At 75.3% G+C, this 22,913-nt stretch carries 22 protein-coding genes; 14 read left to right on the top strand and 8 right to left on the bottom strand.

Going from position 1 to position 22,913, the window contains the following annotated elements; all coding sequences use genetic code 11:
* Positions 1-20: 20 nt before the first annotated feature.
* A complete protein-coding gene (locus tag CLV35_RS12495; protein WP_121193801.1) occupies positions 21-1,406 on the top strand; it encodes an FAD-binding oxidoreductase in 1,386 nt (461 codons plus the stop codon).
* A 48-nt stretch (positions 1,407-1,454) separates the two neighbouring features.
* Positions 1,455-2,693: an SAM-dependent methyltransferase gene (locus tag CLV35_RS12490; protein WP_121193800.1), complete on the top strand. Its 1,239-nt coding sequence runs from the start codon at positions 1,455-1,457 to the stop codon at positions 2,691-2,693.
* Positions 2,694-2,757: 64 nt separating this feature from the next.
* Here CLV35_RS12490 and pspAA read toward each other — a convergent pair whose 3' ends face one another.
* On the bottom strand, positions 2,758-3,036 hold the full coding sequence (gene pspAA / locus CLV35_RS12485; RefSeq protein WP_121193799.1) for a PspA-associated protein PspAA: 279 nt from the start codon (positions 3,034-3,036) through the stop codon (positions 2,758-2,760).
* Positions 3,033-3,818, bottom strand: a complete 786-nt coding sequence (locus tag CLV35_RS12480) for a PspA/IM30 family protein (RefSeq protein WP_121193934.1) — start codon at positions 3,816-3,818, stop codon at positions 3,033-3,035. The genes pspAA and CLV35_RS12480 overlap by 4 nt, the downstream gene beginning before the upstream one ends.
* A 96-nt stretch (positions 3,819-3,914) precedes the next feature.
* On the opposite strand from CLV35_RS12480, the gene CLV35_RS12475 reads away from it, so the two are divergent.
* Both CLV35_RS12475 and CLV35_RS12470 read left to right on the top strand, forming a co-directional pair.
* Positions 3,915-4,496: a DUF3043 domain-containing protein gene (locus CLV35_RS12475; protein ID WP_231121758.1), complete on the top strand. Its 582-nt coding sequence runs from the start codon at positions 3,915-3,917 to the stop codon at positions 4,494-4,496.
* Between the two features lie 69 nt (positions 4,497-4,565).
* Positions 4,566-5,570, top strand: coding sequence for an aldo/keto reductase family protein (locus tag CLV35_RS12470; RefSeq protein ID WP_121193798.1), 1,005 nt, complete (start codon positions 4,566-4,568; stop codon positions 5,568-5,570).
* A gap of 80 nt (positions 5,571-5,650) precedes the next feature.
* On the opposite strand, the gene CLV35_RS12465 is transcribed toward CLV35_RS12470, so the two are convergent.
* Positions 5,651-5,860 (bottom strand): hypothetical protein, encoded by a 210-nt coding sequence (locus CLV35_RS12465; protein WP_121193797.1) that lies wholly within the window; start codon positions 5,858-5,860, stop codon positions 5,651-5,653.
* 25 nt (positions 5,861-5,885) lie between these two features.
* On the opposite strand from CLV35_RS12465, the gene CLV35_RS12460 reads away from it, so the two are divergent.
* The 3 genes from CLV35_RS12460 to CLV35_RS12450 all read left to right on the top strand — a co-directional run bounded on the left by CLV35_RS12460 (position 5,886) and on the right by CLV35_RS12450 (position 8,656).
* Positions 5,886-6,818: a bifunctional adenosylcobinamide kinase/adenosylcobinamide-phosphate guanylyltransferase gene (locus CLV35_RS12460; protein WP_121193796.1), complete on the top strand. Its 933-nt coding sequence runs from the start codon at positions 5,886-5,888 to the stop codon at positions 6,816-6,818.
* 86 nt (positions 6,819-6,904) lie between these two features.
* Entirely contained in the window at positions 6,905-7,915 is a 1,011-nt protein-coding gene (gene cobT, locus CLV35_RS12455) for a nicotinate-nucleotide--dimethylbenzimidazole phosphoribosyltransferase (protein WP_121193932.1), read from the top strand.
* Positions 7,916-8,656, top strand: coding sequence for an adenosylcobinamide-GDP ribazoletransferase (locus CLV35_RS12450; RefSeq protein WP_231121756.1), 741 nt, complete (start codon positions 7,916-7,918; stop codon positions 8,654-8,656).
* A 4-nt stretch (positions 8,657-8,660) separates the two neighbouring features.
* On the opposite strand, the gene CLV35_RS12445 is transcribed toward CLV35_RS12450, so the two are convergent.
* Positions 8,661-9,188, bottom strand: a complete 528-nt coding sequence (locus CLV35_RS12445; RefSeq protein WP_121193795.1) for a shikimate kinase — start codon at positions 9,186-9,188, stop codon at positions 8,661-8,663.
* A 5-nt stretch (positions 9,189-9,193) separates the two neighbouring features.
* The gene (gene gcvT, locus CLV35_RS12440; protein ID WP_231121755.1) at positions 9,194-10,291 is read right to left on the bottom strand and encodes a glycine cleavage system aminomethyltransferase GcvT; all 1,098 of its coding nucleotides are present in this window, start codon (positions 10,289-10,291) and stop codon (positions 9,194-9,196) included.
* Between the two features lie 59 nt (positions 10,292-10,350).
* On the opposite strand from gcvT, the gene CLV35_RS12435 reads away from it, so the two are divergent.
* A complete protein-coding gene (locus CLV35_RS12435; protein ID WP_121193793.1) occupies positions 10,351-11,877 on the top strand; it encodes a leucyl aminopeptidase in 1,527 nt (508 codons plus the stop codon).
* A 73-nt stretch (positions 11,878-11,950) separates the two neighbouring features.
* The gene (locus CLV35_RS12430) at positions 11,951-13,144 is read left to right on the top strand and encodes a PQQ-dependent sugar dehydrogenase (RefSeq protein ID WP_121193792.1); all 1,194 of its coding nucleotides are present in this window, start codon (positions 11,951-11,953) and stop codon (positions 13,142-13,144) included.
* 7 nt (positions 13,145-13,151) lie between these two features.
* On the opposite strand, the gene CLV35_RS12425 is transcribed toward CLV35_RS12430, so the two are convergent.
* Together CLV35_RS12425 and CLV35_RS12420 are read right to left on the bottom strand one after the other, a co-directional pair.
* Positions 13,152-14,144 (bottom strand): NAD-dependent epimerase/dehydratase family protein, encoded by a 993-nt coding sequence (locus CLV35_RS12425; protein ID WP_121193791.1) that lies wholly within the window; start codon positions 14,142-14,144, stop codon positions 13,152-13,154.
* A gap of 139 nt (positions 14,145-14,283) precedes the next feature.
* Positions 14,284-14,622 carry a hypothetical protein gene (locus CLV35_RS12420; protein ID WP_121193790.1) on the bottom strand — a complete coding sequence of 113 codons (339 nt, stop codon included), beginning with the start codon at positions 14,620-14,622 and terminating at the stop codon, positions 14,284-14,286.
* A gap of 218 nt (positions 14,623-14,840) precedes the next feature.
* Here CLV35_RS12420 and lpdA point away from each other — a divergent pair, with 218 nt between their 5' ends.
* From lpdA to CLV35_RS12405, 3 genes are all read left to right on the top strand, one after another.
* On the top strand, positions 14,841-16,220 hold the full coding sequence (lpdA, locus tag CLV35_RS12415; RefSeq protein ID WP_121193789.1) for a dihydrolipoyl dehydrogenase: 1,380 nt from the start codon (positions 14,841-14,843) through the stop codon (positions 16,218-16,220).
* Between the two features lie 75 nt (positions 16,221-16,295).
* Positions 16,296-18,212: a 2-oxoglutarate dehydrogenase, E2 component, dihydrolipoamide succinyltransferase gene (gene sucB, locus CLV35_RS12410; RefSeq protein WP_121193788.1), complete on the top strand. Its 1,917-nt coding sequence runs from the start codon at positions 16,296-16,298 to the stop codon at positions 18,210-18,212.
* A 156-nt stretch (positions 18,213-18,368) separates the two neighbouring features.
* Complete coding sequence (locus tag CLV35_RS12405; RefSeq protein WP_121193787.1) at positions 18,369-19,289, top strand: TIGR01777 family oxidoreductase; 921 nt, start codon at positions 18,369-18,371, stop codon at positions 19,287-19,289.
* Between the two features lie 64 nt (positions 19,290-19,353).
* Here the strand turns inward: CLV35_RS12405 and CLV35_RS12400 are convergent, their stop codons facing one another.
* A complete protein-coding gene (locus CLV35_RS12400) occupies positions 19,354-20,928 on the bottom strand; it encodes a serine/threonine-protein kinase (protein WP_147431957.1) in 1,575 nt (524 codons plus the stop codon).
* A gap of 66 nt (positions 20,929-20,994) precedes the next feature.
* Here CLV35_RS12400 and CLV35_RS12395 point away from each other — a divergent pair, with 66 nt between their 5' ends.
* Positions 20,995-22,191 (top strand): NAD(P)/FAD-dependent oxidoreductase, encoded by a 1,197-nt coding sequence (locus tag CLV35_RS12395; protein WP_231121754.1) that lies wholly within the window; start codon positions 20,995-20,997, stop codon positions 22,189-22,191.
* On the top strand, positions 22,178-22,903 hold the full coding sequence (locus tag CLV35_RS12390) for a Type 1 glutamine amidotransferase-like domain-containing protein (RefSeq protein ID WP_121193785.1): 726 nt from the start codon (positions 22,178-22,180) through the stop codon (positions 22,901-22,903). Before CLV35_RS12395 ends, CLV35_RS12390 begins: the two co-directional genes overlap by 14 nt.
* Positions 22,904-22,913 lie beyond the last annotated feature (10 nt).

The raw sequence follows: 22,913 nt of genomic DNA, 5'->3' as shown, positions 1-22,913 counted from the left end.
TGGCCACTAGGGTTCAGAGCATGCAGGCAACGAGTGCGCGGGCCGACTACGACGCCCGGGTCGCGCGGCTGGCCGGCCAGCTGGCGGCGATCCCGCCCGGCTCGCCCGTGCGGCTGAAGAAGAAGACCTCCAACCTGTTCCGCACCCGTCGGCCGAGCTCGGCGCCGCGGCTCGACGTCACCGACTTCGACGGCGTCATCAGCATCGACGTCGAGGCACGCACCGCCGACGTGCAGGGCATGACGACCTACGAGCACCTCCTCGACGCGACGCTCGCCCACGGACTGGCCCCGCTCGTGGTGCCGCAGCTCAAGACGATCACCCTCGGGGGCGCCGTCACGGGGCTGGGCATCGAGTCGACCTCCTTCCGCAACGGGCTCCCCCACGAGTCCGTGCTGGAGATGGACGTGCTCACCGGTGACGGCCGGGTCGTGACCGCGACGCCCGACAACGAGCACCGCGACCTCTTCCACGGCTTCCCCAACTCCTACGGGTCCCTCGGCTACGCCTTGCGACTGCGCATCCTGCTCGAGCCGGTGACGCCCTGGGTCTCGCTGCGCCACGTGCCCTTCACGAGCGCGGCGGAGCTGTTCGAGACCATGGCGCAGGTCTGCGAGGCCCGCAGCCACGAGGGCGTGCCGGTCGACTTCGTCGACGCGACGGCCTTCGACGCGGGCGAGCTCTACCTGACCCTCGGCACCTGGACCTCCGAGCTGCCGGCGGGCACGTCGCCGTCCGACTACACCGGCATGGGCATCTACTACCGCTCGCTGCAGCAGCGCCGCACCGACGTGCTCAGCGTCCGCGACTACTACTGGCGCTGGGACACCGACTGGTTCTGGTGCTCGCGCGCCTTCGGCGCCCAGGACCCCCGCATCCGCCGCCTCTGGCCCAAGCGGCTGCTGCGCAGCGACACCTACTGGAAGCTCATCGCGCTCGAGGACCGCTGGCACGTCGCCCAGCGGCGGGACGAGCGCCGCGGCCGGCTGCCGCAGGAGAAGGTGGTCCAGGACGTCGAGGTGCCGATCGGTCGCGCCGCCGAGTTCCACGAGTGGTTCGCCCGCGAGATCGGCATCACGCCCGTGTGGGCCTGCCCCCTCAAGCAGCGCGACGCCGCCTCGGAGTGGGACCTCTACCTGCTCGACCCGGCCACCACGTACGTCAACTTCGGGTTCTGGTCCACCGTCGACCTGCAGCCCGGCCAGTCCGACGGGCACCACAACCGGCTCGTCGAGGCCGAGGTCGAGCGCCTCGGAGGACGCAAGTCGCTCTACTCCACCAGCTACTACGAAGAAGACCACTTCTGGTCCCTCTACGGCGGCGCGGCCTACGAGCGGCTCAAGAAGGAGTACGACCCCCAGGCCCGGTTGTCGAGCCTGTACGACAAGGCCGTGCGCAACGCCTGACCGCGCCCCGCGCGCAGGCGGCAGCCCACGAACGACGAGGAGACAACGATGCGCATCGCCGAAGCTTTCGAGACGCTGGTCGGACCCAACCCGGCGCTGCGCTGGGAGGCCTACGACGGCTCCACCGCGGGGCCCGACGGCGCCGCCCACACGGTGAGCGTGCGCTCGCCGAAGGCAGTCGCCTACGTCGTGACCTCCCCCGGCGAGCTGGGGCTGGGGCGCGCCTACGTCAGCGGCGAGCTCGACGTCACCGGTGACCTCTACGACGCCCTCGACGCGCTCTCCATCTCGGGGCTCAACGGCCCCTCGAAGGCCGACCGGCTCAAGGCGCTGCGCAGCTTCGGGCCCAAGGCGCTGGTGCGCCCGCCGCTCCCGGCCGAGGAGGTCGTGCTGCGGGGCGGCCGGCACTCGAAGCGCCGCGACGCAGCCGCCATCTCGCACCACTACGACATCTCGAACGAGTTCTACGAGTACGTCCTCGGCCCCTCGATGGCCTACACCTGCGCGGTCTACCCCGAGCTCGACGCGAGCCTCGAGACCGCGCAGGCCAACAAGTTCGACCTCGTCTGCCGCAAGCTGGGGCTCACCTCCGACATGCGGCTGCTCGACGTGGGCTGCGGCTGGGGCGGCATGGTCATGCACGCCGCCGAGCACTACGGCGTGCGCACCCTCGGCGTCACGCTGTCGCGCCGGCAGGCCGAGTGGGCCCAGAAGGCCATCGCCGAGCGCGGCCTGGCAGACCGCGCCGAGGTCCGCTTCCTCGACTACCGCGACGCCCCCGACGACGCCTTCGACGCCGTCAGCTCGATCGGGCTCACCGAGCACATCGGCGTGGCCGAGCTGCCGCACTACTTCACCCGCCTGCGCGGCAAGCTGCGCCCGGGCGGCCGGCTGCTCAACCACTGCATCACGCGCCCCAGCGGCAAGGAGCGCGCGATCATGAAGAAGGGCTTCATCAACCGCTACGTCTTCCCCGACGGCGAGCTGTCGGCGGTCGGCACCATCATCAGCGCGATGCACGACAGCGGCTTCGAGGTGCGTCACGAGGAGAACCTGCGCGAGCACTACGCCATGACGCTGCGCGACTGGGGCACCAACCTCGAGGCCAACTGGGACGCCGCGGTCGGCGAGGTCGGCACGGGCCGCGCCCGGGTGTGGCGGCTCTACATGGCCGGCTCCCGGCTGGGCTTCCACCGGCGCACGATCGAGCTGCACCAGGTGCTGGGCGTGCGCACCGACGACGCAGGCAGCGCGCGCATGCCGTTGCGCCCCGACTGGGGCGTCTGAGCCGCGAGAGGTGCGGGCGGCACCGCGCGCGGTGCCGCCCGAGCGTCGCGTCGAGCGGGCGGCGTCAGCCGGGGATGACGCCCTCGTCGGTGAGCAGCGCGCGCACGTCCTCGGCCGTCGCGTCCTCGGCGGGCAGCACCGCGTCCGACGGGACGATCTCGGACTCGTCGAGGGCGGTGCCGACCTCGCGAACCCGCGCGAGCAGCGCAGCGAGGGCCGCGCGGAACGCGCCCTCGTCGCCGCTGTCGAGCGACCCGGTGAGCGCGTCGTCGAGCCGGTTGAGCTCGTCGACCTCGCCGTCGGCGACCGTGAGCTGGCCCTCGCCGAGGATGCGGACGATCACGACCGGGCCTCCGGTCGGCGCTCGCTCTCGGCCTGCGGGACGCCCACGTCGCCGAAGCCCGGCGACCCCTCGATCGAGCGCGGGGCGGGCGCGGGCGCGATCTCGCCCTTGAGCCGCGCGAGCTCGAGCTCCACGTCGGACTGGGTGCCGATCCGGTCGAGCTCGGCGGTCAGGCTGTCCTTCGAGGTGCCGCTGAGGTCGTCGAGCGCGCCGCTGGCCAGCAGCTCGTCGATGGCACCGGCCCGCGCCTGCATCGAGGCGGTCTTGTCCTCGGCGCGCTGCACCGCGAGCCCGACGTCGCCCATCTCCTCGCTGATGCCGGAGACGGCCTCGCCGATGCGGGTCTGCGCCTCGGCCGCGGTGTAGGTGGCCTTGATCGTCTCCTTGCGGGTGCGGAACGCCTCGACCTTGGCCTGCAGGCGCTGCGCCGCGAGGGTGAGCTTCTCCTCCTCGCCCTGCAGCTGGGCGTGCTGGGCCTCCAGGTCGGTGACCTGCTGCTGGATCCCGCCGCGGCGCGTGAGCGCCTCCCGGGCGAGGTCCTCCCGGCCGGCCGCCAGCGCCTGCCGGCCCTGGCCCTCCAGCTTGTCGGCCTGCTGGCGCAGACCGTTGAGCTGGAGCTCGAGCCGCTTGCGCGAGGTCGCGACGTCCGCCACCCCCCGGCGCACCTTCTGCAGCAGCTCGAGCTGGCGCTCGTACGAGTAGTCGAGCGTCTCCCGCGGGTCCTCGGCACGGTCGAGCACCGTGTTGGCCTTGGACCGGAAGATCAACGACATCCGCTTCATGATCGACATGGGCACATCCTCCTCGCCTGCCTCCTGCCCTGCCAACGCGGGGCGTACCCGTCCCGGTGCCCGCCCGCGGGGCCGTACCCTGGGCGCGTGCTCCGCCGCCGTACCCCCACCGCGCCCGCCGCCGACCTCTCGACGACGACCGTCGACCTGAGCAAGGCGGGCGGCAAGGGCCGCCCGACGCCCAAGCGCAGCGAGTCGCAGAAGCAGCGCAAGCAGGCGGTGCGCCCGCCGGCCAACAGCAAGGAGGCGCGGGCTCTGGCCCGGGCCCGCATGCGCGAGGAGCGCCTGGCCCGAGCCGAGGGGCTCAAGCGCGGCGACGAGCGCTCGCTGCCCGCGCGCGACCGCGGCCCGGTGCGCCGGTTCGCCCGCGACTACGTCGACGCGCGCTACAACGTGGCGGAGTACTTCATGCTCGTCATCCCCGTGGTGCTCGTGCTGGGGCTCATCCGGCCGATCGCGCTGCTGGGCACCTACCTGCTCTTCCTCACGGTCGTGCTGGGCATCGCCGACTCCGTGCGGCTGCGGCTCGGGCTCAAGCGGGCCCTCGCCGCCAAGCTGCCGACAGCCGAGACCAAGGGCATCACGATGTACGCGGTGATGCGCTCCCTCCAGTTCCGCGCGCTGCGCCTGCCCAAGCCGCAGGTCCGCCGCGGCGCGAAGGTCGCCTGACCGCGGTCCCCGGTCGCCCGACCGGGGCCTCGGAGCGGGCCGCGGGCGCCGCCGCGTACAGTCGCGCCCATGGAGTTCCGACACCTCGGCCGTAGCGGCCTGAAGATCAGCGAAATCGCTTACGGCAACTGGATCACGCACGGCGGGCAGGTCGAGGCCGACGCCGCCACCGCGTGCGTGCGCGCCGCGCTCGACGCCGGCATCACGACCTTCGACACCGCCGACGTCTACATGAACGGCGCCGCGGAGACCGTCCTGGGCGACGCCCTCAAGGGCGAGCGCCGCGAGGGCCTGGAGATCTTCACCAAGGTCTACTGGCCCGTGGGCGAGTACGGCCCCAACGACCGCGGCCTCGGCCGCAAGCACATCAGCGAGAGCATCAACCTCTCGCTCAAGCGCCTGGGCACCGACTACGTCGACCTCTACCAGGCCCACCGCTACGACTACGAGACGCCGCTCGAGGAGACGATGCAGGCCTTCGCCGACGTCGTCCGCGCGGGCAAGGCGCTCTACATCGGCGTGTCCGAGTGGCGCGCCGAGCAGATCCGCGCCGGCAAGGAGCTCGCCGACCAGCTCGGCATCCAGCTGGTGTCGAACCAGCCGCAGTACAGCGCGGTCTACCGCGTCATCGAGGCCGAGGTCGTGCCGACGAGCGTCGAGCTCGGCATCGGCCAGATCGTCTTCTCCCCCATCGCCCAGGGCGTCCTGACCGGCAAGTACCTCCCGGGCCAGCCGCACCCCGAGGGCAGCCGCGCCACCGACGAGAAGGGCGGCGGCGCGCAGATGATCTCCGGCATGCTGCGCGACGACGTCCTCGAGCGCGTGCAGCTGCTCAAGCCGGTCGCCGAGGAGGCCGGGCTCTCGATGGCCGCGCTGGCCGTCGCGTGGGTGCTCGCCAACGACAACGTGTCGGCGGCGATCATCGGGGCCTCGCGCCCCGAGCAGGTGCAGGACAACGTCACCGCCTCGGGCAAGCCGCTCGACCCGGCCGTCAAGGCGAAGATCGACGAGATCCTCGCCCCCGTCGCGAAGACCGACCCGGCCCTGACGCAGTCGCCCGACCCGCGTCCCTGACGCCGCTGCGCACACGCACTGACGCTGTGTCCGAACCCGCGACCGCGCCGACCCTGGTCGGCGCGTCGTGGGTTCGGACGCTAGCGGGTGGGGTGCAGGCTCATCGGCCCGTAGACCGCGCTGTCGTCCTCGAGCAGCACGACCTGCTCGACGCCGAGGCCGCGCAGGATGCGCCAGTCCTCGCCGAGCCAGGTCTCCGCGTCCGAACGCGTCGGGAAGACGGTGGTCGGCAGCGCGGAGTCCTCCACCACCCGGCCGTCGCGGTGCTCGTAGCGCCAGGTGAACGACATGGCGCCACTCTAGGCTGAGCTCCCGATGGACCTCCGCCTCGCCGGCACCGGCGGCCCGCTGGGCTGGCCGGAGCCCGGCTGCCCCTGCGCCGCGTGCGCCACCGCCGCCCGGAGCACCCCCCGCGCTCCCCTGCGCCTGCTGCTCGACGGGCGGGAACTCCCTCCCGTGTCTGGCCCGGTCGGCGACGGCTCGGTGCTGCTCGCCCTCGACGAGGACGCGACGGCCGCACCGGGGACGTACGCCGTGGTGCTGCTCGCCGACGCCGACCTCGCGCTGCTGGCCGCGCTGCGCCGCTCCGGCGCCGTCACGCCCTCGACCGACGTCGTCGCCGTCGGCCTCACCCACCGCCACGGCCCGGCGCCGCTGCCGCTCGACGACCTCGGCATCCGCGTGCTCCCCGACGGGGCCGCGGTCGTCGCGACCCCGTCGCCGGCGCCGCCGCGGCGCACGCTCGTGCTCGGCGGCACCCGCTCGGGCAAGTCGGCCGAGGCCGAGCGCCGGCTGCTCGGCGAGCCGGAGGTCGTCTACGTGGCGACGGCACCACCGCGTACCGATGACGGGGAGTGGGCCGCGCGCGTGGCCGCGCACCGGCTGCGCCGCCCGGTCGGCTGGACGACCGTCGAGACCGTCGAGCTCGAGCCCCTGCTGGCCGCCGACGGTCCGCCCCTGCTGGTCGACGACCTCGGGCTGCTGGTCACGACGCTGCTCGCCGAGGCCGGTGCCTGGGACGGCGGCGACCTGCGCGCGGTCCACGAGCGGGTGGACGCGCTGGTGGCGGCGTGGCAGGCCACCAGACGGCGCGTCGTCGCGGTGTCGCCCGAGGTCGGCGCCGGTGTCGTGCCCGCCGAGCGCAGCGGGCGGCTGTTCCGCGACGAGCTCGGCAGCCTCGCCGCGCGGCTGGCGGCGGAGAGCGAGCGGGTCGTGCAGGTGGTCGCCGGTAGGGTCACCGTCCTGTGACGACACCTGCTGACGGAACGCCCGACCTGCTGGGTCCCGACGAGCTGGCCGAGCTCGCCGCGTCTGTCGAGTGGCCCGACGACTGGATGCGCCAGGCCACCCGCGAGCGGCAGGCGACGCTGGCCAAGCCGGTGGGCGCGCTGGGCCGCCTCGAGGACCTCAGCCTTTGGATCTCGGCGGTGCAGCGGGCGAGCCCGCCGCGCCCGTTCGCGCGCCCGCGGGTGGTCGTCTTCGCCGGCGACCACGGCGTCGCCCGCTCGGGCGTCTCGGCCTACCCGTCCGAGGTCACCCCGCTGATGGTGCAGGCCTTCCTCTCGGGCGTCGCGGGCGTCAACGCGCTGGCCCGGCTGGCGGGCGCGACCGTGCGGGTGCTCGACCTCTCGGTCGACGCCGACCTCACCGGCCCGGGAGTGCCCGAGGACGTCACGAGCCACAAGGTGCGGCGGGGCAGCGGCTCGATCGACGTCGAGGACGCGATGACCCTCGAGGAGGCCTCGACCGCGCTGCGCGCCGGCATGGCCATCGCCGACGAGGAGGTCGACAGCGGCGCCGACCTGCTGATCGCCGGCGACATGGGCATCGGCAACACCACGCCCGCCGCCGCGCTGGTCGGCACGCTGACCGGTGCCAACGCGGCCGAGGTCGTGGGCCGCGGCACGGGCATCGACGACCGCGGCTGGATGCGCAAGTGCGCCGCCGTGCGCGACGCCATGCGGCGCGGCCGTCCCGTGCTCGGCGACCACGTGGCGCTGCTCTCCCGCATCGGCGGCGCCGACCTGGCGGCCATGACCGGCTTCCTGCTGCAGGCCGCGGTCCGCCGCACCCCGGTCGTGCTCGACGGCGTCATCTCGTGCGCCTGCGCGGTCGTCGCCCACGACGTCGCGCCGCGCGCGTCGCTCTGGTGGATCGCCGGGTCCCGGTCGACCGAGCCGGCGCAGAAGCTCGCGCTCGACCGGCTCGCTCTCGAGCCGGTGGTCGACATGGGGCTGCGGCTGGGCGAGGGCACGGGCGCGCTGCTGGCGCTGCCCCTGCTGCAGGCCGCCGCGGCGACCTGCGCCGAGATGGCGACGCTCGAGGAGCTCGGCGGGTCGCACTAGGTGCTGCCCGACGGCCTGCGCCTGAGCCTGGGCACCTTCGTCGCGCTGCCGGTGCCGGCTCCCCGGCGGGTCGACCGGCAGGTGGCCGGGCAGGCGATGCTGCTGGCGCCGGCGGTGGGGCTGGCCCTCGGCGCGGTCGCGGGGGCGCTGTCGTGGGCGGTGCAGCGTACGTCCGCCGGCCCCCTGCTCGCCGCCGCCCTCGCGCTCGGCGTCCTCGCGCTGGCGACGCGCGCCCTCCACCTCGACGGGCTCGCCGACACCGCCGACGGGCTCGGGTCCGGCCGCCCTGCCGCCGGCGCTCTGGAGGTCATGAAGCGCTCCGACATCGGGCCCTTCGGCGTCGTCACCCTGGTGCTCGTCCTGCTGGTCGACGTCGCCGCCGCCGCCCAGCTGCCTTCGCGGGCCCTGGCCGTCGCCGCCCTCGCCGGTCGCGCCGGCGTCACGCTCGCCTGCCGGCGCGGTGTCCCCTCCGCCCGGCCCGGCGGGCTGGGCGCGACGGTCGCCGGCTCCGTCGCGCCCGGCGCGGCGCTCGCCGTCGGGGTGCTGGCCGCGGGCGCGGCGAGCGCCGTCACGCTCGACTGGCGGGGTGCCGTGGCGGTCGCCGCGGCGGTCGTCGGCGCCGAGCTGCTGGTGCGCCACTGCGTACGCCGGCTGGGCGGGATCAGCGGCGACGTCCTCGGCGCCGTGGTCGAGGTGGGGACCGCCGTCGCGCTCGTGGCGCTGTGCCTGTGCGGCGCCTGACGCGCTAGTCGCCGAGGATCTCGAGGATGCGGCGCACGCACTCCTCGACCGGCGTCGCCGAGGTGTCGAGGTCGAGGTCGGCCAGCTCGGAGTACTGCGGGTCGCGGCCCTCGGCGAGCCGGCGCAGCGCGGTCTCCGGGTCGGGCGAGAGCCACGGCCGGTCCTCGCCGCTGCCGACCCGCTCGACCAGCACCTCGAGCGGCGCGTGCAGCCAGACCACCAGGGCGTCCGCGGTCCGCAGCGCCTCGACGTCGCCCGGCACCTCCACCACGCCGCCGGCGACACCGGCGACCACGGGCGCCGGCTCCTGGAGCGCCTGCTGCAGCGCCTTCGACTCGGCCTGCCGGATCGCGGGCCGCCCGCCGGAGTCGAGCACCTCGCGCGTCGTGACGCCGTTGGCCCGGAAGACCAGCTCGTCGTTGTCGAGGTAGTCCCAGCCGGTGGCCTCCGCGAGCGCGCCGCCCAGCGTGGACTTGCCGACGGCCATCATCCCCATCAGCAGGACGCGCTTCTCGGACGGCGTGCGGGTCATCGGGGTCAGCCCTTCGGTCGGGTCGGGACGAACGGCGGCTCGACGACGCGGACGCGCGACTCCCTGCCGCGCACGTCGAGCGAGACCTCGGCGCCCAGCTCCACGCCCGGGTCGAGCAGCGCCAGGCCGATGCCGAGCTTGCGGGTCGGCGAGAACGTGCCGCTGGTGACGGTGCCGATCTCGGCGCCGGCTGCGTCGCGGACGCTCATGCCGGGCCGGGGGATGCCGCGGTCGAGCGCCTCGATGCCGCGCAGGCGGCGCGAGGTGCCGCTCTGGCGCTCGGCGACGAGCGCGTCGCGGCCCCAGAACGCCGGCTTGGCCCACCCGACGGCCCACGAGGCGCGGGCCATGACCGGCGTGATCTCGAGCGAGAGGTCCTGGCCGTGCAGGGGGTAGCCCATCTCGGTGCGCAGCGTGTCGCGGGCGCCCAGCCCGGCGGGCACCGCACCCGCGGCCACCACCGCGTCCCACACCTCGCCCGCGGCCGCGGCCGGCACGACGAGCTCGTAGCCCCGCTCGCCGGTGTAGCCGGTGCGGCACACGGTGAGCTCCACCCCGGCGCGCTCGGCCTCGACGAAGCTCATGTAGCGGTGCCCGACGGGCAGCCCTACCGCCTCGAGCACGGCGTCGCTGCGCGGGCCCTGCACGGCGAGGATGGCGAAGTCGCCGTGGACGTTCTCGACGAGCACCCCGTCGGGCGCCTGCTCGGCGAGCAGTCGGGCGACCTCGGCGGTGTTGGCGGCGTTCGGGACGAGGAGCAGGTCGTCCTCGGCGCGCAGGTAGACGATGAGGTCGTCGACGACGCCGCCGCTCTCGGTGCAGCACAGGGTGTACTGCGCCATGCCGGGCTCGATGCGGCTGAGGTCGTTGGTCAGGCAAGAGTTGACGTACGCCGCGGCGACCGGCCCGGTCACCCGCACAGTGCCCAGGTGGCTGACGTCGAAGACGCCGGCGGCCTCGCGCACCGCGGTGTGCTCGGCCACGACGCCGGAGTACTGCAGGGGCATCTCCCAGCCGGCGAACGCGGCGAAGCGGGCACCCAGCGCCACGTGCCGGTCGTGCAGGACGGGGCGGACGAGCGGCACTGGCTCCGAGGTGGTCACGAATCGGACGCTAGCATCGGGCTCTTGCGTCCCGAACGAACTCACAACCGGATGGTGCCGTGCCCGAGCTGACGTTGACGACCTCCGCTGCCGCGGGCCTGCGCGTGGACGCCCTGGTCGTGGGCGTGCACGAGGGCCAGCGCGGAGGTCCCGTCCTCGCCGACGGCGGGCTCGAGGCGGCCGTGGCGAGCCGGCTGGCGAAGGTGGCGACCGCACTCGGCGCCACGGGCGCCCGCGAGCAGGTCGTGCGCCTGCCCGGGGGCGACGGCGTCGCCGCGCCGCTGGTGCTGGCCGTCGGACTGGGCCCGCTGCCCGGCCGCCGCCGCCGCGAGCTGGGCCTCGAGGCCGAGGTGCTGCGCCGGGCCGCCGGCGCGGCGGTGCGCGCCCTCGCCGGCTCCGCCCGCGTCGCGATCGCCCTGCCCGCCCCGGACTCCGCCGCGGTCGCCGCCGTGTGCGAGGGCGCACTGCTGGGCTCCTACGCGTTCACCCGCTACCGCCGGGCCTCCAGCGACGCGCAGCAGGCCCCCGTCGCCTCCGTCACCGTCGTCAGCCCGGTCGCCCGCGAGGCCGCTGCACGCGCTGCGGCCGACCGGGCCCGCGCGCTGGGCGCGTCGGTGGCCCTGGTGCGCGACCTGGTGAACACCCCGCCCTCCGACCTGCCGCCCCGCGCGCTGGCCGAGGCCGCCCGGACCGCCGTGGAAGGTCTGCCGGTCGAGGTGGAGGTGCTCGACGAGAAGGTGCTGCGCCGCCGGGGCTTCGGCGGCATCACCGGCGTCGGCCAGGGCTCGGCCAACCCGCCGCGGCTGGTGCGCCTGTCCTACACCGGCGGCGGCCCCGACGCGCCGCACCTCGCGCTGGTCGGCAAGGGCATCACCTTCGACTCGGGCGGCCTCTCGCTCAAGCCGCCGGCCTCGATGATCACCATGAAGTGCGACATGGGCGGTGCTGCGGCGGTCCTCGGCGCGGTCCTCGCGATCGCCCGGCTCGGGCTGCCGCTGCGCGTCACCGGCTGGATGCCGCTGGCCGAGAACATGCCGTCCGGCTCGGCCATCCGGCCCTCCGACGTGCTGACGATCTACGGCGGGCGCACCGTCGAGGTCCTCAACACCGACGCCGAGGGCCGGCTGGTGCTCGCCGACGCCATCGTCGCGGCGTGCGAGGAGCAGCCCGACGTGCTGCTCGACACCGCGACCCTGACCGGCGCCCAGCTGGTGGCGCTGGGCAGCCGCACGGGCGCCGTCATGGGCAACAACGACGACCTGCGGGCGGCCGTCGTCGAGGCCGCCGACTCGGCGGGCGAGGCGATGTGGCCGATGCCGCTGCCCGACGAGCTGCGCAAGAGCATGGACTCCGCCGTGGCCGACATCGCCAACATGGGCGACCGCTACGGCGGCATGCTGGTGGCCGGGCTCTTCCTGCGCGAGTTCGTCGCCGACGGCGTGCCGTGGGCCCACCTCGACATCGCCGGGCCGGCGTTCAACGAGGGCGACCCCTACGGCTACACGCCCAAGGGCGGCACCGGCGCCAGCGTCCGCACGCTGGTCGCCGTGGCCGAGCGGCTGGCGCAGGGGCAGCTGCCGCGCTGACGCCCTCGAGCTGACGACAGGGCGCTGGCTAGCGGCGACGTGCGTCCGTGCCCGGCGCGGGTACGTTCGAGGGATGACCCGCTCCGCGCTGCGCCGGGGCCTGCGCCCGGCAGCCGCCGCCCTGGCCGTCGGGCTGCTGAGCGCCGGCTGCGGCGGGAGCTCCTCCCCTGTGGCGGCGCCGGTCCCGCCCGCCGCCACCTCCGGCCCTGCGTCGTCCGAGTCGGTGCCTTCCCCGACGGCGACCGCACCCGGCAGACCCGGTGCGACCGCCACCCGCGCGCCGGCACCTGGCAGCCTGACGCCGAAGGTGGTCGGCACCGTGGCCACCGGGCTCACGACCCCGTGGGGGCTGGCGTTCCTGCCGGACGGCTCGGCGCTGGTCTCCGAGAGGGACACCGGGCTGGTCAAGCGCGTGACGGCCGCGGGCGCGGTGACGACGGTGGGCCGGGTGGCCGACGCGGTGCACACCGCCTCCGACGGCGGCGAGGGCGGCCTGCTGGGTCTCGCGCTCGACCCCGCCTACCCGCGCCAGCCGTACCTCTACGCGTACCTCACGAGCGCCAGCGACAACCGCGTCGTGCGGATGACGTACGCCCGTGGCCGGCTCGGCGCACCCACCGTCCTGCTGCGCGGCATCCACAGGAGCACGCACCACAACGGCGGGCGCATCGGCTTCGGCCCCGACGGCATGCTCTACGTCGGCACCGGTGACGCCGAGGAGCGGCCGAACGCGCAGGACCGCGGGTCCCTGAACGGCAAGATCCTGCGGATGACGCGCACCGGAGCCGTGCCTGCCGGCAACCCGTTCCCGGGCTCGCTCGTCTGGACGCTGGGCCACCGCAACGTGCAGGGCTTCGGGTGGGACCCGCAGGGCCGCATGTGGGCCGACGAGTTCGGCCAGGACACCTGGGACGAGGTCAACCGCATCGTCGCAGGCCGCAACTACGGCTGGCCGGTCGTCGAAGGCGTCGGCCACCGCTCCGGCTACGCCGACCCGGTCGTCACCTGGCACACCGACGACGCGTCGCCCTCGGGCCTCGCCGTCGTCGGGTCGACCGCCTACGTCGCGGCGCTCAAGGGCGAGCGGCTGTGGGCCGTGCCGCTGGGCGGCGGCGCGCCCAAGGCGTCGTTCACCGGCACCTACGGGCGCCTGCGCACCGTCGCCGTGGCGCCCGACGGCTCGGTGTGGCTGACGACCAGCAACACCGACGGCCGCGCCGAGCCGTCGAAGGGCGACGACCGGATCCTGCGCCTCGACGTGCGCTGACCCCGGGCTAGAGCTCGCGCGGCGCGTAGGTCTCGGCGAGCCGGTCCATCAGGGCGTCGAGGCGGGCGTCGACCTGGCGCCGCGACGGCTCGGCGTCGTGCCAGGCGACGATCTCCTCGGCGCCCTGCGCGAACGGGATCGTGGCGACGAAGCCGGGCACCACGCTGCGGACCTTGCTGTTGTCGAACCACACGCTGTGGGCCTTGTCGCCGAGCAGGCCGGCACCCCAGCCCGGGTCGGCCGCCGCGATCGCGTCCGAGGGCACGTGCACCAGGCGCGGCTCGGGGACGCCGGCGGCGGCGCCGAGGGCCCGCGCGAGCTGGTCCCAGGTGAGCACCTCGTCGGAGGTGATCTGGAAGCTGTCGCCGAGGGTGCGCGGGTTGCCCAGCAGCCCCACGAACGCCTTGGCGAAGTCGGCGGCGTGCGTCATCACCCACAGCGAGGTGCCGTCGCCGTGGACGACGACCGGCTTGCCCTGGCGCATGCGCTCGAGCACCGTCCACCCGCCGTCGAAGGGCACGGCGGTGCGGTCGTAGGTGTGGGAGGGCCGCACGACCGTCACGGGGAAGCCGTCGTCGCGGTAGGCGCGCGCCAGCAGGTCCTCGCAGGCGATCTTGTCGCGGGAGTACTGCCAGAACGGGTTGCGCAGCGGCGTCGACTCGGTGATCGGCAGCCGCAGCGGCGGCGTCTGGTAGGCCGACGCGCTGCTGATGAAGACGTACTGCCCGGTGCGGCCGGCGAACAGCTCGAGGTCGGTCTGCACGTGCTTCGGGGTGAACGCCACCCAGTCGACGACCGAGTCGAACTCGAGGTCGCCCAGCGCCGCCCGCACGGAGGCCGGGTCGCGCACGTCGGCCGAGTGCAGCACCGCGCCGTCGGGCAGCGGGCGGGTCGTGAAGGTGCCGCGGTTGAGCACGTGGAGCTCGACCCCGCGCTCGAGCGCGACCTGCGCGCAGGCGGAGCTGATGATGCCGGTGCCGCCGACGAACAGCGTCCGCATCAGGCACCGCCGCCCGCGCGGGAGCCGGCTGGGGCGGTCGCTGTGGTCTGCTGCACGTGGTCCTCCGTCGACGGGATTCACGGACTGTACGACGTAGCACCGACAGCCCCGCGAGGCCCGCCGGCGCCCGGGCGGGGGCCTACTGCCCGCGCCGGCGCTCGGTCTCGCGCTCCTCGGCGGCGCGCCGCGCCGACCACTCGCGCATGCGGGCCGGGTAGCCCACGACCGCCGCGTCGTAGGAGGGGACGCCCAGCGAGTTGGCCAGGGCGTGGGCGGCCCGGGCGTCCGGCGCGGCCCGCCGGGTCCACTCCCCGTCGTTGGCGACGAAGACGACGGTCACCCCGGTGACGGTCGTCTGCGGCTCGACGAAGGCCTCCACGCCGGTGCGGCTGGCCGCGAAGTCGCGCAGGTGCGCGGAGGACTCGCCGAGGACCGGGTCGCGCCTGTCGCGCCACCACCGCAGAGCGGACCACCCCATCGACGTCCTCCGTCCGGCCGGCCGCCCGGCGCCGCCCGTCAGGACCGGCGCGCAGGAGGCATCCTGGTAGGTGGAACCTACGGCACGGTCTGCACCGACGACGTGCCGCGAGCTCCGGTCCGCACGCGCGCGTCCGGGCCCGGCCCTGCGGGGCGGGCCGCCGGGCGGCAGTGACAAGATGGCCCCGAACCACGGGACCCACGATCAAGGAGCGATTGGTGGCGGACAACGCCTACGACGTCGTCATCCTCGGCGGCGGCAGCGGTGGCTACGCAGCCGCCTTCCGCGCAGCAGAGCTCGGCCTGTCCGTCGTCCTCGTCGAGAAGGACAAGGTCGGCGGCACCTGCCTCCACCGCGGCTGCATCCCGACCAAGGCGCTGCTGCACGCGGCGGAGGTCGCCGACGCGGCCCGCGAGGGCGAGCAGTTCGGCGTGCGCACGACGCTCGAGGGCATCGACATGCCCGGCGTCAACAAGTACAAGGACGGCGTGGTCTCGCGCCTCTACAAGGGCCTCCAGGGGCTCGTGAAGCAGCGCAAGATCACCTACGTCGAGGGCTACGGCCGGCTCGTCGACTCCCGCACGGTCGAGGTCGACGGCCAGCGCTACACCGGCCGCAACGTCGTCCTCGCGACCGGCTCGGTGCCCAAGTCCCTGCCGGGGCTGACCATCGACGGCAACCGCATCGTCTCGAGCGACCACGCCCTCCAGATGGAGCAGGTCCCGCGCTCGGCGATCATCCTGGGCGGCGGCGTGATCGGCGTCGAGTTCGCCAGCGTCTGGAAGTCGTTCGGCGCCGACGTGACGATCGTCGAGGCGCTGCCGCACCTGCTCCCGCTCGAGGACGAGTCGAGCTCCAAGCTCATCGAGCGCGCCTACCGCCGCCGCGGCATCAAGTACGAGCTCGGCAACCGCTTCTCCAAGGCCGACTACACCGAGGAGGGCGTGCGCGTCACCCTCGAGAACGGCACCACCCTCGAGGCCGACCTGCTGCTCGTCGCGGTCGGCCGCGGGCCGGTCTCGGCCGGCCTGGGCTACGAGGAGGCCGGTGTCAGGGTCGACCGCGGCTACGTCGTCGTCGACGACCACTGCCGCACCAGCGTCGAGGGCGTCTACGCGGTGGGCGACCTGATCCCGACCCTGCAGCTCGCGCACGTCGGCTTCGGCGAGGGCATCCTCGTCGCCGAGCAGATCGCCGGGCTGCCGGTCGCGCCGATCGACTACGACGGCGTGCCGCGCGTGACCTACTCCGAGCCCGAGGTCGCCTCGGTCGGCATCACCGAGGCCAGGGCGCGCGAGAAGTTCGGCACCGAGAACGTCAAGGTGCTGACCTACGACCTCGCCGGCAACGGCAAGAGCTCGATCCTCAAGACGCAGGGCGCGGTCAAGCTCGTGCAGCAGGCCGACGGCCCCGTGGTCGGCGTGCACATGGTCGGCGCCCGCGTCGGCGAGCTGATCGCCGAGGCGCAGCTGATCACCAACTGGGAGGCGCTGCCGGTCGAGGTCGCGCAGCTCATCCACCCGCACCCGACGCAGTCCGAGGCGCTCGGCGAGGCCCACCTGGCCCTCGCGGGCAAGCCGCTCCACGTCCACGGCTAGGGTTCCGCGGGCGGCCCAGCCGCCCGCGGTCCCGTTCGTCCCCACCCGCTTCTCAACGTTTTCCGGAGGCACACCTTGCCGTTCTCGGTGACCATGCCGGCCCTCGGGGAGAGTGTCTCCGAGGGCACCGTCACCCGCTGGCTCAAGCAGGAGGGCGACACCGTCCAGGCCGACGAGCCCCTGCTCGAGGTCTCGACCGACAAGGTCGACACCGAAGTGCCCTCCCCCGCCTCCGGCGTCCTGTCGCGCATCGTCGTCGCCGCCGACGAGACGGTCGACGTCGGTGCCGAGCTCGCCGTCATCGCGACCGAGGGCGAGTCCGCCGACGCGCCCGCCGCGGCCCCTGAGGCAGCGCAGGCGCCCGCCGCCGCAGAGCCCGCCGCCGCAGAGCCCGCCGTCGGCCAGGCGCAGTCCGACACCGCCGAGGCGGCGTACCCGGCGGCCCCCGCCGGCGTGCAGTCGCCCTCCGAGCAGCCCGTGCAGTCCAGCGGTGCGGCCGACGAGAGCTCCTCCAGCGCCCCTGCGGGCGGTGGCAGCAACGCCGCCGGTGGCACCGAGGTGGCCATGCCGGCGCTCGGCGAGAGCGTCACCGAGGGCACCGTCACCCGCTGGCTGAAGAACGTGGGCGACACCGTGGCGGCCGACGAGCCGCTCCTCGAGGTCTCCACCGACAAGGTCGACACCGAGGTCCCCTCGCCGGCGGCCGGGACGCTGCTCGAGATCCGCGTGCAGGCCGACGAGACCGTCGAGGTCGGCGCGACCCTGGCCGTGATCGGCGACGCCGCCGCGGCAGCCGCACCGGCACCCGCCGCGCCCGCCGCTGCGCCGACCCCCGAGCCGACCCCGGCGCCCGCGCCCACGCCGACACCCGCGCCAGCCGCCCCTGCGCCTGCGCCGGCTCCGGCCGCTGCGCCTGCGCCTGCGCCTGCGCCTGCGCCGGCTCCGGTCGCTGCGCCTGCGCCTGCGCCGGCTCCGGCCGCTGCACCCGCTCCGGCGGCCGCAGCACCGGCGTCGACCTCCGGCGGCAGCGACGCCTACGTCACCCCGCTGGTCCGCAAGCTCGCGGCCGAGCACGGCATCGACCTCTCGACGCTGACCGGCACCGGGGTGGGCGGCCGCATCCGCAAGCAGGACGTCACCGACGCCGCTGCGGCCCGCGACGCTGCGACGTCCGCTCCGGCGGCGCCCGCGGCACAGGTCGAGCAGGCCGGTCCGGCCGCTCCGACGGCGGTCGCCGCCGCCGCTGCGCCCGGCTCCGCTCCGGCGCCGTCGCCCCTGCGTGGCACACGGGTCAAGATGACCCGCCTCCGCAAGGTGATCGCCACGCGCATGGTCGAGTCGCTGCAGACCTCTGCGCAGCTGACGACGGTGGTCGAGGTCGACGTGACCCGCGTCGCCCAGCTCCGGGCCCGCGCGAAGCGCGAGTTCGAGTCGCGCGAGGGCGTGAAGCTCTCGTTCCTGCCGTTCTTCGCCAAGGCGACGGTCGACGCTCTGAAGAGCTACCCGGTCGTCAACGCGAGCATCGAGGGCGACGAGATCGTCTACCACGGCGCCGAGCACCTCGGCATCGCGGTGGACACCGAGCGCGGCCTGCTGGTGCCCGTGATCCGTGACGCCGGTGACCTCAACATCGCCGGTCTGTCGCGCAAGATCGCCGACCTCGCGCAGCGCACGCGCGACAACAAGGTCACCCCCGACGAGCTCGGCGGCGGCACGTTCACGCTGACCAACACCGGCAGCCGGGGCGCGCTGTTCGACACCCCGATCCTCAACCAGCCGCAGGTCGGCATCCTGGGCACCGGGGCGGTCGTCAAGCGTCCGGTCGTCGTCAGCTCGCCCGAGCTCGGCGAGACCATCGCGATCCGCTCGATGGTCTACCTGGCCATGTCCTACGACCACCGGATCGTCGACGGCGCCGACGCGGCCCGCTTCCTCAGCGCGGTCAAGCAGCGCCTGGAAGAGGCGTCCTTCGAGGGCGACCTGGGGCTCTGACCCCCCGCACTCCCGGCCCGCAGGCCCCCGCTCCCCTCCCGGAGCTGGGGCCTGCGGTCGTGGGGGGGCACCTCGCGTCGTCGTCCGTCCCACCGCTCTCGCACCCCGCCGGACCCCCGACGGGCGGAGCACAGCCCGCTGCGGCACGATCGAGCCATGGGGCAGACACAGGTGGTCGCGGTCACCGGCTCGTCGGGACTGATCGGCTCGGCGCTGGTGGCGAGCCTCGAAGCCGACGGGCACCGGGTGGTCCGGCTCGTCCGCCGCGAGCCCGCCGCGCGGGGAGAGGTCCGCTGGGACCCCGCGGTCGGCACCCTCGACCCGGCCGGCCTCGAGGGCGTCGACGGAGTCGTGCACCTGGCGGGCGCCGGGGTGGGCGAGCGGCGCTGGAGCGCCGCGCAGCGCACCCGCATCCTCGAGAGCCGCACCCGCAGTACCGACCTGCTGGCGCGCACCTGCGCCACCCTCGACCGCCCGCCCGCGGTGTTCGTGTCCGGCTCCGCCGTGGGGCTCTACGGCGACACCGGCGACCGAGTGGTCGACGAGACGGCGCCCCGGGGCTCCGGCTTCCTCGCCGACGTCGTCACCGCGTGGGAGCGCTCGGCCGCGCCTGCGCAGGAGGCGGGTATCCGTACGGCGTTCGCGCGCACCGGCGTCGTCACGACGACCACCGGTGGCGCGCTCGGGCGCCTGCTCCCGCTCGTACGCCTGGGGCTCGGCGGCCCGCTCGGCTCCGGCCGCCAGTGGTGGCCGTTGATCTCGCTGGGTGACGAGGTGCGGGCCCTGCGGCTGCTGCTCGACGACGAGCGGGCCACCGGTGCCTACAACCTGGTGACGACCACGGCGCAGATGGGCACGTTCGTGCGTGCGCTGGGCGCCGCGTGGTCGCGTCCGGCAGTCCTGCCGGTGCCTGCCCCCGTGCTGCGGCTGGTGCTCGGCGAGATGTCGCGCGTCGTCCTGGACAGCCAGCGCGTCGTGAGCACCCGGCTGCCCGAGCTGGGGTTCGTCGCCGAGGACGCGGGTGTCGAGGGCATCGTCGCAGCGCTGCGGCGGGAGCGCGCGGCCGGCCGCGCCTGACCGGCCGCACCTGACCGGCCGCACCTCACTCACGCTGACCGCCCGGCATCGGGTCGGCCCGTCGTCACCCACCCGGCGTCGCGCCGACCTCCCACGTGCGCCACTCCCCCGCCGCGCGGCGCAGCTCCACCTGCCACGTGCGCGACCCGCGGCTGACCTCCTGCGCGGGCGACCCGGCCCGGGTGAGCGACCCGTGCAACCGGTCGGTCACCCGCAGCACCACCCGGTCTGCGCCCGGCTGCTGGACCGTCACTGCGGTGGTGGTCGTCCGGAGCCCGAGGACCCGCACGCCCGCCGCGCGGTAGGACTCCAGGAGAGCCCGGTCGCGGGCCGCGGCCGGGGCGCCGGGCGCGTAGACGACGCCCAGGGCGACGGGGTCCGCCGCCTCGAAGGCAGCCGACCGCCGCAGGTCCAGCGAGGCGAGCACGGCGGGCCAGTCGTCCGCCGGCTGGGGAGGTGCCGAAGGCGCGGGAGACGCCGCAGCTGGCACCGCGACCCCTGTCGCCGGCGTGGCGGTCGGCGACGCGGCAGCCGTCGCCGCGGCAGGGCCCGTCGCCGAAGCGGTGGGTGGCCGGGTCGCGGCCTCCGCCCAGGGCACGAGCCCCTGCGCCCGCACGACCAGCAGGACGACCAGGCAGCTGGCCAGCGCCACGGCGATGCCGGCAGCCGGGCCACGGAAGCCGGCAGCACGACCGCCCGCGAGGAGGGAGGTCCGCGCCGCCCGGGTCCGCGCCGCCTGGGTCCGCGCCGCCTGGGTCCGCGCCGCCTGGGTCCGCGCCGCCGGGCGCTGCGGATCCGGCCGCTGCGGACCCGACCCGGCGCGTCGGGCACCCTTGCGCGGGGCCGGCCGTGGAGCGCGGCGACGGCCGGCCCGCGCCGTCGCGGCTCGCCGAGCACCTGCGCTCGGCGCGCCTGTCTCGGCGGCACGCGTACCGGGCGTGAGGCCGAAGCGCAGTGCGGCCACCGGGTCGACTCCGGCGGGCTCGACCGCCCCCGGCTCCGCCACTGGCCGCGGCTCGTCGGTGGCGTGCGGCGGCCCGGGCTCAGCGGGCGGCAGGCCCACTGCCGCCGGAGCGCACGCGGCGAACAGCTCGTCGGCCAGCAGGGCCGCGTCGGGCCGTCGGCCGGGGGCGGCGTCGAGGACGCTGGTGACGAGCGCTGCCAGCGCTCGGGGCACCGGTGCGGGCAGCGGCTCGTCGCCCGGGTCTTCGCCGGTCAGCAAATGCCACGCCAGCACTGCGAGCGAGCGGACGTCGGCGTCGGCCGCCGCCGGCTCGAGCAGCGTCGGGCAGCGCACGCAGGCCAGCACCGGCCGGCCGGACCGGTCGAGCCGCACGTCGCCCACGCCCACGCCTGCGGTGGCCAGCCCGGCCTCGTGCACCGCCGCCAGAGCGCGCGCGACCGGGACGAGCACGGTCACGACCTCGCCCGGGCGCAGGGTCCCGCGCGACGCCAGCACGTCCGACAGAGCCAGCGGAGGCACCCCCGCGCGCGACAGCCGGCGCCCACCGGCCGCGTCGTCGACCAGGCGCAGGGGCGCGAGGTGCTCGTGGCGCGCGAGCCGGAGCCGCCGCATCAGCTCGTCGTCGTCCGCCCCCTGCCGGGAGAGCGGTGTGTGCGGTCGTCGGCGCAGCTGCATGGCGACAGGATGGCTCGGCCGCCCCGGAGGCGTCGGAGGTTGTCCACAGGGGGTACGGTCCCGCCCGTGGCTGACGTCGTGGTGGTCGGAGCGGGCCTGGCCGGGCTCGCCGCCGCCCTGCACCTCACGCGTGCCGGGGTAGAGGTCGAGGTGCTCGAGGCCGGCGACGCCGTCGGGGGTCGGGTGCGCACCGACCGCGTCGACGGCATGCTGCTCGACCGCGGCTTCCAGGTCTTCAACCCGGCCTATCCCGAGGCCCGCCGTGTCCTCTCGCTCGACGCGCTGGAGCTGCGCCACTTCCGCGCCGGCGTCGTCGTCGCGAGGGCCGGGCGCCACGTACGCGTCGGCGACCCGCGCCGCGTGCCCGGCTGGGCGCTCTCGTCGGCGGTGTCACCCGGCTCGCCGCTGGTCAAGGCGCGGTTCGCCGCCTACGCCGTGCGCACCGCCCGCAGTGCGCCCCACCAGCTGCGCGAGCTGCCCGACGTCTCGGCGGCCGAGGCGTTCGAGGCGGCGGGGATCCGCGGCCCGCTGCTCGAGAGCGTGCTGCGCCCGTTCCTCGCCGGCGTGCTGGGCGAGCGCGAGCTGACGACCTCCCGGCGCTTCGTCGACCTGGTGCTGCGCTCGTTCGTCCGCGGCGACCCCGCGGTGCCGGCCGCGGGCATGCAGGCGATCCCCGAGCAGCTGGCCGCGTGGCTGCCCGCCGGCACCCTGACCCTCGGCCACCGCGTCGAGGACCTCACCGGCCTGCGCCGGTCGAGCCGCGCCGTCGTCGTGGCGACCGACCCCGTCACGGTTGCCAGGCTCTTGCCCGGGACAGGCCGACCTGCCACCAACGCGCTCACCACCTACTACCACCTGGCTCCGGAGCCCCCCAGCGACGAACCCGCCATCGTCGTCGACGGGCTCGCACGCGGCCCCGTCGTCAACTCCGTCGTCCTGACGAACGTCGCACCGTCGTACGCACCGGGCCGGGTGCTCGTCAGCTCCACCGTCCTCGGTCGCGCGGAGGAGCCGGAGGTGCGCCGGCACCTCGCGACGATGTACGCGGTGCCGACCGACGCCTGGTCGCTCGTCGCGACCTACGACCTGCCGCACGCGCTGCCCGCGCAGCGCCCGCCGACCGAACTGCGCCGACCGGTCGCGCTGGGCGACGGCGTCTACGTCGCCGGTGACCACCGCGACACCGCCTCGCAGCAGGGCGCCCTGGTGTCAGGGCGTCGCGCTGCCCGAGCCGTCCTGGAGGACCTGCGTGCCCGCCACTGAGCCCACCATCGTCGCGACCTCGATGGGATTCCGCCCCGGGGTGCGCACCTGGCTCGAGCCCGGCCCCGTGTTCGACCTGATGTGCGACCTCGCCGGGCGGCCCGCCCGGCCGCGGCTGTGCTTCGTCGGCACCGCGGGCGGTGACCAGGCGCACCGGCGCCTGCAGGTGCGCGAGGCGTTCCAGGGCACGGGGGTCGAGGTGACCGACCTGGCGCTGTTCCCCATGCCCAACGTCGCCGACGTCCGCGAGCACCTGCTGGCGCAGGACCTCGTGTGGGTCGACGGCGGCTCGGTCGCCGGACTGCTCGCGATGTGGCACCTGCACGGGCTGCTGGAGCCGTTCCGCGCGGCGTGGGAGGCGGGCGTCGTGCTCGGCGGGGTGAGCGCGGGCTCGATCTGCTGGCACGTCGGCGGCACGACCGACTCGTTCGGCCCCGACCTGCGCCCGGTGCACAACGGGCTGGCCCTGCTGCCCTATGCCAACGGCGTGCACTACGACAGCGAGGAGCAGCGCCGCCCGCTCCTGCAGCGCCTGGTGCGCGACGGGGTGCTGCCCGACGCCTACGCGACCGACGACGGCGCCGGACTGGTCTACCGCGGGACCGAGCTCACCGAGGCGGTCGCCGACCGGGACGGCGCCGCCGCGTGGAAGGTCGTGCGCGCCGAGGGCGACCTGGTGCTCGAGACCCGCATCGAGCCGCGCCGCATCTAGCCCGCCGGCG

The organism is Motilibacter peucedani, from assembly GCF_003634695.1.
Taxonomy (GTDB): domain Bacteria; phylum Actinomycetota; class Actinomycetes; order Motilibacterales; family Motilibacteraceae; genus Motilibacter; species Motilibacter peucedani.
The sequence above is the reverse complement of the archived record's forward strand: the minus strand, read 5'-3'. Positions and strand labels throughout refer to the sequence as shown.

What these genes read in the sequence shown, in the direction of transcription:
- CLV35_RS12495 (WP_121193801.1), top strand. Translation starts at nt 21, where the DNA reads ATGCAGGCAACGAGTGCGCGGGCCGACTACGACGCCCGGGTCGCGCGG.
- CLV35_RS12490 (WP_121193800.1), top strand. Translation starts at nt 1,455, where the DNA reads ATGCGCATCGCCGAAGCTTTCGAGACGCTGGTCGGACCCAACCCGGCG.
- CLV35_RS12480 (WP_121193934.1), bottom strand. Translation starts at nt 3,818, where the DNA reads ATGAAGCGGATGTCGTTGATCTTCCGGTCCAAGGCCAACACGGTGCTC.
- CLV35_RS12470 (WP_121193798.1), top strand. Translation starts at nt 4,566, where the DNA reads ATGGAGTTCCGACACCTCGGCCGTAGCGGCCTGAAGATCAGCGAAATC.
- CLV35_RS12465 (WP_121193797.1), bottom strand. Translation starts at nt 5,860, where the DNA reads ATGTCGTTCACCTGGCGCTACGAGCACCGCGACGGCCGGGTGGTGGAG.
- CLV35_RS12460 (WP_121193796.1), top strand. Translation starts at nt 5,886, where the DNA reads ATGGACCTCCGCCTCGCCGGCACCGGCGGCCCGCTGGGCTGGCCGGAG.
- cobT (WP_121193932.1), top strand. Translation starts at nt 6,905, where the DNA reads ATGCGCCAGGCCACCCGCGAGCGGCAGGCGACGCTGGCCAAGCCGGTG.
- CLV35_RS12445 (WP_121193795.1), bottom strand. Translation starts at nt 9,188, where the DNA reads ATGACCCGCACGCCGTCCGAGAAGCGCGTCCTGCTGATGGGGATGATG.
- CLV35_RS12430 (WP_121193792.1), top strand. Translation starts at nt 11,951, where the DNA reads ATGACCCGCTCCGCGCTGCGCCGGGGCCTGCGCCCGGCAGCCGCCGCC.
- CLV35_RS12425 (WP_121193791.1), bottom strand. Translation starts at nt 14,144, where the DNA reads ATGCGGACGCTGTTCGTCGGCGGCACCGGCATCATCAGCTCCGCCTGC.
- CLV35_RS12420 (WP_121193790.1), bottom strand. Translation starts at nt 14,622, where the DNA reads ATGGGGTGGTCCGCTCTGCGGTGGTGGCGCGACAGGCGCGACCCGGTC.
- CLV35_RS12405 (WP_121193787.1), top strand. Translation starts at nt 18,369, where the DNA reads ATGGGGCAGACACAGGTGGTCGCGGTCACCGGCTCGTCGGGACTGATC.
- CLV35_RS12400 (WP_147431957.1), bottom strand. Translation starts at nt 20,928, where the DNA reads ATGCAGCTGCGCCGACGACCGCACACACCGCTCTCCCGGCAGGGGGCG.